The sequence below is a fragment of the Syntrophomonas sp. UBA5494 genome (assembly GCF_002426325.1).
On record NZ_DIPG01000069.1, the window covers coordinates 1 to 11,024 of the forward strand.

An 11,024-nucleotide genomic window follows, 5' to 3' on the forward strand; every position below is an offset into this window, starting at 1 on the left:
CAACTCAATTCAAATTGGTAGATGATAAAGCTATCATTCCTACCGGCATGTCCGGGCGCAGGTTGAATGACCAGGAACGCCGTCAATTTCAACACGAATTTAAAATTTACATGGAAAAATATTTCAAAGACAAACTTGGCAAAGGGGTCGATAAGACCAAAATCGTTATTTGGGACGATATGCTGGTTATCCGCGGCGAAGGTTTTCTAACCGAGCCGGAAAAATACATAAACAAGACTCCGTCTGGAAGAGAGGTGGTAAGAGCAGCTCGAATGCAGGTGGTAAAACAGCATGCTATTGACAACGTAGGCTATTTCGAAAACAGGTTGAGCGCTGTCGCCATTCACCATGCCTATGAGTTGGAACCGGAAAACGATTTCTGGATGCATGTGATTGTTTTCGACCGCATATTAACTGAAAAATCGAGCGTAGATTAAAATCAGAGTATACTCGAAATTCCCGGTGGTCTGTAGAGAACCCTGCGGGGGGCTCCAAAGAAAACCGATGTGTTATAAGTGCTTTTATGCGCGTTTAACCATCGGCTTTTGTTGTTTTTAGGGTTAATATGGCGGTTTTTGCCGCATGTTAACCTGTAATGGTACGTTGAGCAAAACCTGCAACAAATTACCTGGTGGTCTGTAGAGAACCCTGCAGGGGGCTCCAAAGAAAACCGATGTGTTATAAGCGCTTATTAAGCGTAATTAACCCATCGGCTTTTATTGTTTCTGTATTAATTAGGGGTGGATAAAATGAGGGGCATGCAGTCCCTCGGAAAAGAAAAGGGAGGTTTTTTAATGGCTGACACAATGAAAGCTCTGGTTTATCGTGGCCCCGAAAAAATCGGTTTGGAGGACGTACCGGTACCGCGCATTATCGAACCCGATGATGCGATAGTAAAAGTGACCACTTCCACTATCTGCGGCACCGACATTCACATCTGGCACGGGGGTATGCCGGAAGTAGAACCGGGAAGAATAATCGGCCATGAATTTGTGGGTGAAGTCGTGGAAGTAGGCCCTGCGGTAAGGAACGCCAAGGTAGGGGACAAAGTAGCGGTTTCCTGTGTCACCCAGTGCGGCGAGTGCTTCTACTGTGTACGCGGGATTTATTCGCATTGCACCACCGGCAGCTGGATATTCGGCTATATGATCGACGGCTGCCAGGCCGAGTATGTGCGGGTACCTCATGCCAACCTGGGGATGTTTAGCATTCCTGAGGGACTGACGGAGGAAGATGTGCTCTTCGTCGGCGATATCCTGTCAACCGGTTATTTTGGCGCCGAACAGGCCAAGATCGAACCGGGCGATACTGTTGCGGTTATGGGTTGCGGACCGGTTGGAATGTGCGCTATGACCACCGCCCGGCTGTGGGGGCCTTCCAAGATAGTGGCTGTCGACATCAATCAGGAACGTTTGGATTGGGCAGTGAAGAACGGTATCGCTGACGTTGGAGTCAATCCCCTCAACGGGGATGCCGGCGATGCTATCAGAGAAATGACTGAAGGACGCGGCGCTGACGCTACTATCGAAGCCAATGGTTTCAAACCCACTTTCGATATGGCCATCGATGCTGTCAGACCCGGTGGAACAGTATCTCTGATCGGCGTATTTGAAAAACCCCAGGAACTGGCCATGAACACCTTGTGGATCAAGAACATCAGAATCAGCATGGGTCTGGTCAACGCCAATCGCATTCCAGAACTGATCAAGTTGATCAAGGCCGGTAAGATCAGCACCAGCTTCCTGTGCACCCATCGCGCTCCATTAAATGATATTGTTAAAGGCTATGATATCTTTGGCGGCAAGAAAGATGGCTGTCTGAAGTGGATAGTAACTCCTTACCAGAAATAGAAACCAGAAATTATTTGTCTCCTGGCAAAACAGGATTCATGTTCAAGCCAAAAGGCGCCTCTTTTATGAGGCGCTTTTTGGTGTTTGGCCAGGATGTCTGCTGAGCTGGTGAAAGAAACCTTATCACCAAGCCAGCAGGAGTATGAGCCGGGGGCCAGACCGGACTGGAAAGCTCGACTACTATGTAGATAAATGTTAAATTATGCAGGAAAATTAAAGTCTAAATAGAATGATTTAAACAAAAGAAATATTATCCAAACAGTTTATACAGAATCTAAAACTCCGAGCTTATTTGCCTAAATCAGTGGGAAATGGTGAATAAGCCGACAGGGTAGAACGGGAAACGGTTCTGCCTCCCTTCTGGAAAGGAGTACTATAAGCTATATGGTTGCGAGAAAACTGTCATTGGTTTTCTGCTATTAGTAGCTTTTAGATAAAACCTCCTGTCCGTGCAGGGGGTTTTTGTTTATTGAGCATAAAATTATTCATTATTTGCCTTCAATTTTCTATACGTGAATGGGGGTTATTGAAATATTGAATTTAATATGGATTTTTATTGTTACTCAGTATGACGGATGCTGATATTTAGGCCGGGTATTGGTAATAGAGCGGTTTTTCATAGAAAGGGAGTGAAGGATTATTAATGAATACGGTAAATAAAAGACGTAAATTTCATCTTTTCTTTATTTTAATAGGGTTTTTAATTGTTGGTTTGGTGAGTTTACTAGCACCTAATCCCGCTTATGCCGCCGGTGGCGACGTTACCATATCGGGGCCAGGGCTTGACGGTCCGGGAATTACCATTACCCAGAGTCAGCTCCGGGGCCTAGAACCACTAGCTGGTGACTATTATTTGGAACAGCAGGATGTTATTTACAGCACTATTAACACCTGGCCAACCAAGAGCTGGTACAGAGGTCAAGGTGTATTATTGGAAGAGTTGCTTGAGGTGGCCGGCGGGCTAAATGACGAGGCCACTCAAATTAGATTTGAGTCCAGCGACGATTTTAAAGCCACCTTTACCTTACAGGAACTACGTGAACCCAGGTATCGGTTCCCTAATTTCATGGATACCGGCCTGCCTGGCCATCTCATTGGTGACGCTTCAGATGCTGTGCCAGTACCAACTATCATCGCCCACCAGAGTTTTTCCGCTCAGTCTTATAATGATATTTTGGATTCGGGAAATTTCAGCCGTATCGATGCGAATCACCTGTTGTACGGGCAGCGGGCGGTAACCCAGCAAACCAATGCCAGATTTGCTAAATATGTAATAAAAATCGAAGTGCTTACCGGTCCCGTATCTCAATGGAATGTTCCCACTGCATCGGTAGAGCCAGGGGAGGTGCCGGTAGGTGAACTGGTGAGATTGAACAGCCAGTTTAATGATGAGGACAAGGTTCATTATACTTTGGACGGCAGTGACCCAACCATAGATAGCCCTATGTATAACTGGATTGCCAGCCGCTGGTGGTCATCGAGAGCGGATGATTTAGATGAAATAAACCGTCCCATTGAAATAACAGAAGATACTACAATTAAGGCCATTGTAATCGGTCCTGGCAGAGAAGACAGTGATATCGTTGCTTTTACGTATTATGTACCCCTTACAATTAGTAATGACAACCCGGCTAATGCTGTCTTAAATGAAGAATACGAAGGTCATACTTTCAAGGCAGTAGGGGGGATAGAGCCTTATAGCTTTGGTATTACGGGGGGATCGCTGCCGGCAGGGATGATTCTAACCGGGGCAACCCTGGAAGGTACGCCTACCCAAAGCGGTACCTTTACCTTTACCCTGACAGTAACCGATAGTGCCGAACCGGAAAATACTGATAGTTTTGATTTCACTTTGCTTGTAAATGAAGCCTATGTCCCTCCGACCTTAATTGCTGATACTTCCGGCAACAAATTGGGAAACACCATAGAGCTGACTTTTGCTGATAATGAATTATGGCGTGAGAAAATTGCCGAGGTAACGGTAAATGGAACTTCTATTACCGACAAATACAGTATTGCTGCTGGTGTAATTACCATTGATTCTGAAGTATTCACTGCTATCGGAGACTACACAATAATCGTCATTGCCACAGGTTATCTTGATGCCGTTGTAACGCAGAAGATTACTGCTACCGGTGGTGATCCTAAACCACCTGACGGGGACATTGTATTAACTATATCCGGAGATGGGGTAACAAACCAGCAGGAGTTTACCCAATCCCAGTTGGAAGATATGCCCCAGTCCCAGCAGGTTTACAGTTGTATAAACACCTGGCCTTCTAAGAAATGGTATGTGGGGAAAGGGGTTACATTAAGCGATTTGTTCGATATTGTGGGGATAAAAGGAAGTGCCCGGCAGATCAAGTTTATTTCCCGTGATGGTTATTACATGACCTTTACGGTTAAAGAACTGTTGAGAGATGAGCGTTATCGCTTTCCCAATTTTAAAAGCGGTAGCGGTGATGCTGACGGGCATATTCCCGGCTCTTCGGCAGGTGCGACACCAGTCGAGCCTATCCTCGCCCTGGTCAGTGCTGAGGGTACTGATGACCCGGATTATATGAACGATAGCAGTGCATTGCTCTTAATGATGGGTCAGCGAGCGGTTACGGAGCAAACTGGTCCTCAATTCGTAAAATACGTGTGCGAAATAGAAATACTCACCGACTCTCCAAAATCATGGGATGAGCCGACGGCAGATCCTGATAGTGGAACTGTACCGTCAGGAACGGAGGTAGAACTACATAGTCCTTACGATGATGAGGATAAGGTTCACTATACTCTTGATGGCAGTACCCCTGATCTAGACAGTCCTATGTTCAATTGGGTAGCCAAACGGTGGTGGGCCTCAAGGGGCGAAGAGACTGTTAAAGAGATTAACAAGCCCATCGTGCTGACTAAAGATACTACCATAAAAGCTATAACCATAGGTCCGGGTAAGTTAAACAGCGATGTGGCCGAATTTACCTACAAGGTTACAGGAACAGCGACAAATATAAGTGATAAGATAACGCCCGATGAAGGTGGGAAGGTAAGCCTGGGCGAGGAAGCCGTCATTGAGATTCCCGCCGGAGCTTTGACTGGTAGTAGTCCGGTAGACGTAACAATAGAGCGGGTGAGCGAGCCTCCGGCTGCACCGTTAGGATTTAGAATTCTTGGCAGCGTTTATGAGTTTAGCATAGACGGTGAGGGTAATTACAGTTTTAAAAAACCGGTTACCATCAAGCTAACCTTCAATGCTGAGGAATTAGCCGCTGATGAAACCCTGACTATCCAATATTATGATCAGAAAGAGAAGAAATGGGTTGATATTGGTGGCGAAGTATCCGGTAATACCATTAGCATTCAGGTGGATCACTTTACCATGTTTGCCATAATGGTGGCTGATAACCCAGTGGCGACTAAAATAATCAAACCGGGCGAAGGGGGTATCGTAAAACTCGGAGAGGATGCTGTTATTGAGATTCCTGCCGGAGCATTAGCCGGAACCAGCCCAGTTGAAGTAAAAATAGCACGGGTCAGCAAGCCTCCGACTGCACCTGCCGGCTTTAAGATAATTGCTGGAGTTTACGAGTTCAGCGTCGATGGTCAAACCAGTTATATCTTTAATAAACCTGTAACCGTTAAGCTTAAATACGATCCTGAAAAGGTTAGCCCTAAAAGCTCTCCGGCCATTTACTACTATGATGAAAACCAGAAAAAGTGGCTCGACATTGCAGGCAAGGCATCTGGCAATATCATTACCGTGCCAGTGAGCCACTTCACGAAATTTACAGTAATGGCGGCAAACGATACAGTAGAGGTTACCTTAACCGATATTAGCGGTCACTGGGCGGAAAAGAATGTAAAGCAATTAATTGAACTTGGGGCTGTAGGCGGTTATCCTGACAGGACCTTTAAACCAGACAATTGTATTACCAGGGCGGAATTCGCTTCAATCCTGGTAAAAGCATTTGACCTCAAGTCCCAGAGTGGAAAAGGCTTTGCTGACACTGCCGGCCACTGGGCTGAAGAGGCCATTTCTACGGCTGCATATCACGGTGTAGTAGAGGGCTATGGCGATAACAAATTTGGGCCTGATGAATATATTACTCGTGAGCAAATGGCTCACATGATCGTGAATGTGGCTGAGTTGACTCCGGTAATAGAAGAAATAGCATTTAGAGATGAAAGCAGTATCTCCGCTTGGGCTAGGGGATCTTTAGCAACAGCAGTGGAAAACGGAATAATAAATGGATATCCTGATAACACTGTGCGTCCCCAGGGAAATGCAACCAGGGCTGAGGCGGCTACCGTTATCGTTAATGCCTTACATAGGCCCTAGTCCAAAAATAGACACAGCAACCAAACCGTAAGCGGAACCAGGAAGGCGATAGAGGGAGAGTATGGCTGTGTATTCTACCAGTTTTAAAAAAACCAATCTTAAGCTCTTATTAATGGCCTGGCTTCTCCTTATATTGTTTTTTTCTCGCCTGGCAATACCTGATATTGCTATAGCTGAAGCCGCAGACACAATTGAGATCACTGGAGAGGGTGTGGCTAATCCGCTTACCTTATCCTTCAATCAGCTGGAAGCGATGCAGCAGTATGAGCACATATATAGTGTGATCAATACCTGGCCGACCAAGCGCTGGTATACAGCACGAGGGGTTAAGTTAAGAGAATTGCTCAATCAGGCTGGAATCAAGGATGATGCTACACTGATCAAGTTCATATCCAGTGACGGTTATGATGTGACCCTAACGGTTAAAGAACTATTAGAAGACAAACGTTACTATTTTCTAGGCTTAAAGGATAATCATCCTACCGACGGAAGTATTGTCGGGTCTTCTGAGGGCGCCGAAGAGGTAGAACCTATTTTGGCTCTGGTCAGTGCCGAGGGTAGTGATGACCCGGCTGCTATGAACGACCGAGATGCGTTAATGCTCGTATTAGGGCAGCGGGCGGTAACCGAGCAGACCAACAACCTTTTTCTTAAGTATGTAAATAGAATTGAGGTTCTTGCTAGCGCTCCCGAAAAGTGGGATAACCCCAAGGCCAATATCCCCAGTGGAACTGTATTACCAGTAGGAACTGAGATTGAACTAAGCAATAAGAATAATAACGAGGATAAAATTTACTACACTACTGATGGCAGTACTCCGACCATCAATAGTCCCATGTTTAACTGGAGCGCCAGCCGCTGGTGGGATCAGCGCGGTGATGTAAAAGGTGTTAATAAACCCATTGAAGTAAAAGAAGACACTATCATTAAAATGATAACCATTGGCCCCGGAAAGTTGGACAGCGAAGTGGTAACATTTAAATTTACCGCTGATATGAGCGGCAAGGCCGTAGATCCGACCAAGGTTCCGGGTGGATCGCCCACGGGAATTTCTCTGGATAGGAATAGAATCGACCTGCCGGTAGGGAGCACATTCCGGCTGGAGGCGACAGTGACCCCCTTTAATGCTACGAATCAGGATCTGATCTGGAGTTCCAGTGATACCAGGGTTGCCACAGTTGATAATCGCGGCCTGGTTACAGTTGTTGGCCCAGGAACGGCTGTCATTACGGTTGCTACCGTAGACGGTAATCATAAAGCCACCTGTGTAGTGAACGGTCCAGACGAGGAGCAAGATGAGGAAGCTGCTCCAATAACAAATAGTACCGAGCCAAACCTCCCTGAGCCTGCTGTACAGCAGTTGCCAGAACCGGAACCGAAACCGGAGGTTGCTTCTGTTCCGGATCCGAACACCTCCGCAAAGGCAACCCTTCCTGCCGAGTCAACCATACCGGAAGAGCGGGCCCAATACCTGGCTAAGATAGAGGATCTTGCAGGAGATTCTAGCATTGGCAAGGTCTCGCAGCAGCCGGTCAATGACAACTGGCAGGTTTTTGAAATGTCGGCTGATACCATCCCTCTACCGTTAAAAGTAGCCCAGGATCGTATGAAAATTTATTCGACCATAATGCTATTGATATTCTTCCTTTCAGGAGCCGGCCAAAAATATGCCCAATTTACAAAGGAGCGATTATAAAACATGACCATCTTACTATCGTTGAAAGAAATGATGCATGCCATTTCATCCGGGTTATTAATTCCTACCATTGCCGTACTTTTATTCATGTTAGCTTTATCGGTGGTGGAATTAGGCGGCCTACTGGTAGAAGCCTTGACCGAACGGCGCAAGATGAAGGTAAATGTGTCCGAGTTGATAAATGAGTTTCAGGAAAAGAATGTTGCGGAAATCATGCAGCAAGTTGAAGGTGTTCGGCTATTCCGACGCCAAAAGGCGGCCATTAGTGAACTGCTCCAAAATAAAGATCTGCCTGCTGTTTCCTTGCAGGCTTTGGCGCGTCGACTGCTGACTAATGAAGAATTGAATTATGTGCGTATAACTAATCGTACTGATCTGGTGACCCGACTGGGTCCCATGTTGGGTTTAATGGCAACCCTAATTCCTTTGGGGCCGGGGTTGATCGCTCTGGGTGAGGGTGATCCCAAAGTATTAGCTGATTCACTGCTTACTGCTTTTGATGCTACAGTAACCGGTTTGGCTGCCGGAGGCATTGCTTTTGCTGTCTCTCGTCTGCGCAAAAGATGGTATGAGGATTATTTGAGTACTCTAGAAGCCTTAATGGAAAGTTTAATGGAGGTGTTGTCACGTGGGCGGAGGATTGAGGAGAAATAGTCGATGGAGGCAAGAAGAAGTTAATCCTCTGGAGGGCGCTATTAATATTGTTGATGCCATGCTGGTTTTTGCCTGTGGACTAATGCTAGCCCTAGCCATCAACTGGAATGTTGATTTTGGTCTAGGGCAGAGCGTAACCCTGGAACAAGGGCGGGAGATGACCGATATCCCCGAGATACGTGAAGACCTGATCGAAACTCAGGGTCAAGGTGAGGTTTACGAAAGAATGGGTACGGTTTACAAAGACCCGTCTACCGGAAAGTTGTTTATGTTGACCGACTAATACTTAGCGTATGGTAGACTCTGGGAAAATGAAAAACTTTTTGAAAGAAAGGAGGTGTTTATATGCCAACCAGGGTAAGAAAACATTTCTATGGTTTTACAATTGCTCTACTGAGTATTCTGTTGCTGGCTGGTAGCCTTTGCATAACATCACCCAATTTAGTACTGGCTGCATCAGATTCACTGGAAATCACCGGAGATGGGGTGAGGAACCCATTAGTACTAAGCTTGGATCAGCTTAAGCAAATGAAGCAGCATCAGTATGTATACAGCTGCATAAATACCTGGCCTACTAAAAAGTGGTATGTAGGAAAGGGAGTCAAGCTGTATGACCTGCTCAACAAGGCGGGGATGACCGATAAGGCTACCTTGCTTAGATTCACCTCTGCCGATGGATATACCGTCACCATCACGGTCAAAGAGCTATTTGAGGACAAGCGCTATCGTTTCCCTAATTTTAAATCTGGTGGTGATAGTGATGGACATCTGCCCGGCGACCCCTCGGGGAAGATAGGGGTAGATCCAATTATTGGCCTGATCAGTGTAGAAGGGAGTGATAATCCCAGCTATATGAACGATTTGAATTCCCTCCTGCTGATGCTGGGTCAGCGGACGGTTACTGAGCAGACCGGAAATTTGTTTGTAAAATATCTGAACAAAATTGAGGTCTTAACCACTAAGCCCGAGAAATGGGACGATCCACAGGCCAATCCGGTTAGCGGCACAGTTTCTCCAGGAACCATGGTGGCTTTAAGCAATATCAATAACGACGATGACAAGATTCATTACACCATTGATGGCAGTACTCCAACTACGGACAGCCCTGTATATAACTGGATTGCCAGCCGGTGGTGGACCGCCCGGGCGGATGTTTTGGGTACTATTAACCGTCCTATAGGACCTATCAATGAGGACACAACGATTAAGGCAATAACCATCGGTCCCGGCAAACTGGACAGTGACGTGGTCACCTTTAAATATCGGGTTTCTGATCAATCACCGGATAGTTTACCGCTGGTCATTAAGCTTACCATTGGTGTAAAAGAAGCTAGTGTTAACGACACACCCTATATCTTGGAAGCGGAGCCTTTCATAAACGCTGAAGCCGGTCGCACACTGGTACCTTTACGTTTCGTCAGTGAAGCATTAGGTGCTGAAGTGGGTTGGGATCCTGAAACCAGACAGGTAACCATTACCGATGATGAACAGGAGATTATTCTTACTATAGGTTCTACCACAGTCCAGGTTAATGGAGAAAAACAGACTGTTGACTGTGCTCCGGAGATTCTGGCACCTGGCCGTACCTTTGTTCCGCTGCGGTTTATCAGTGAGACTCTGGAAGCGGAGGTAACATATGATCCCAGTAATGGCCAAGTTTTGATTGTTAGATAAACTAAATATTGCTCCGAGCTTGTGGTGCCTAAAGTCGATACCATGGTTCTCAAGCCGTTAGGGTACACCTGGAAACGAGTGTGCCTCCCATGTTGGAAAGGAGCCAAGACCCGGATATAACAGATCCGGTTGGCTTCTAGGGACCAACCGGGTCTTCTTTCTTTGACTGGAGGTGAAAAAGTATTTAGTTTTGGGGTTTGTTTTTACCATATAAGAATAGGGAAAGGGGAGAAGAGAGTGAAAACAGGAAATACAACTGCTCGCTGTTGGAATCGCCTGTGGCCGGTTGTGATGGTAGTGTTTTTGCTAGCCGGTATGTTTGCCTTGGCGGCACCCGCAGATGCTTATGCCGCCGGTGGCGACATTACCATATCGGGGCCAGGGCTTGACGGTCCGGGAATTACCATTACCCAGAGTCAGCTCCGGGGCCTAGAACCACTAGCTGGTGACTATTATTTGGAACAGCAGGATGTTATTTACAGCACTATTAACACCTGGCCAACCAAGAGCTGGTACAGAGGTCAAGGTGTATTATTGGAAGAGTTGCTTGAGGTGGCCGGCGGGCTAAATGACGAGGCCACTCAAATTAGATTTGAGTCCAGCGACGATTTTAAAGCCACCTTTACCTTACAGGAACTACGTGAACCCAGGTATCGGTTCCCTAATTTCATGGATGCCGGCCTGCCTGGCCATCTCATTGGTGATGCTTCAGATGCTGTGCCAGTACCAATTATCATCGCCCACCGGAGTTTTTCCGCTCAGTCTTATGCTGATATCTTGGATTCGGACAATTTCAGCCGTAGCGATGCGAATCACCTGTTGTACG

The 11,024-nt window shown here is 46.5% G+C and carries 8 protein-coding genes and 2 riboswitches; all 8 genes read left to right on the forward strand.

Features of this window, described 5'->3' with window-relative positions; translation table 11 throughout:
• A partial coding sequence (locus B3W37_RS07895) for a Na-translocating system protein MpsC family protein (protein ID WP_483175293.1) occupies positions 1-437 on the forward strand: 437 nt, incomplete at its 5' end.
• A gap of 357 nt (positions 438-794) precedes the next feature.
• Positions 795-1,850, forward strand: coding sequence for an alcohol dehydrogenase (locus tag B3W37_RS07900; protein ID WP_483171667.1), 1,056 nt, complete (start codon positions 795-797; stop codon positions 1,848-1,850).
• 268 nt (positions 1,851-2,118) lie between these two features.
• A riboswitch (molybdenum cofactor riboswitch) is annotated at positions 2,119-2,237 on the forward strand.
• A gap of 328 nt (positions 2,238-2,565) precedes the next feature.
• Positions 2,566-6,174 (forward strand): S-layer homology domain-containing protein, encoded by a 3,609-nt coding sequence (locus B3W37_RS07905; protein ID WP_483175294.1) that lies wholly within the window; start codon positions 2,566-2,568, stop codon positions 6,172-6,174.
• 67 nt (positions 6,175-6,241) lie between these two features.
• Positions 6,242-7,870: an Ig-like domain-containing protein gene (locus B3W37_RS07910; RefSeq protein ID WP_483175295.1), complete on the forward strand. Its 1,629-nt coding sequence runs from the start codon at positions 6,242-6,244 to the stop codon at positions 7,868-7,870.
• 30 nt (positions 7,871-7,900) lie between these two features.
• Positions 7,901-8,524: a MotA/TolQ/ExbB proton channel family protein gene (locus B3W37_RS07915; RefSeq protein ID WP_483175300.1), complete on the forward strand. Its 624-nt coding sequence runs from the start codon at positions 7,901-7,903 to the stop codon at positions 8,522-8,524.
• Positions 8,499-8,807: a DUF2149 domain-containing protein gene (locus B3W37_RS07920; RefSeq protein WP_483175296.1), complete on the forward strand. Its 309-nt coding sequence runs from the start codon at positions 8,499-8,501 to the stop codon at positions 8,805-8,807. Before B3W37_RS07915 ends, B3W37_RS07920 begins: the two co-directional genes overlap by 26 nt.
• A 62-nt stretch (positions 8,808-8,869) precedes the next feature.
• Positions 8,870-10,198: a stalk domain-containing protein gene (locus B3W37_RS07925; RefSeq protein WP_483175297.1), complete on the forward strand. Its 1,329-nt coding sequence runs from the start codon at positions 8,870-8,872 to the stop codon at positions 10,196-10,198.
• A riboswitch (molybdenum cofactor riboswitch) is annotated at positions 10,198-10,317 on the forward strand. (Overlaps the previous gene by 1 nt.)
• 43 nt (positions 10,318-10,360) lie before the next feature.
• Positions 10,361-11,024: hypothetical protein (locus B3W37_RS07930; RefSeq protein WP_483175299.1), on the forward strand; the 664-nt coding region annotated here is incomplete at its 3' end.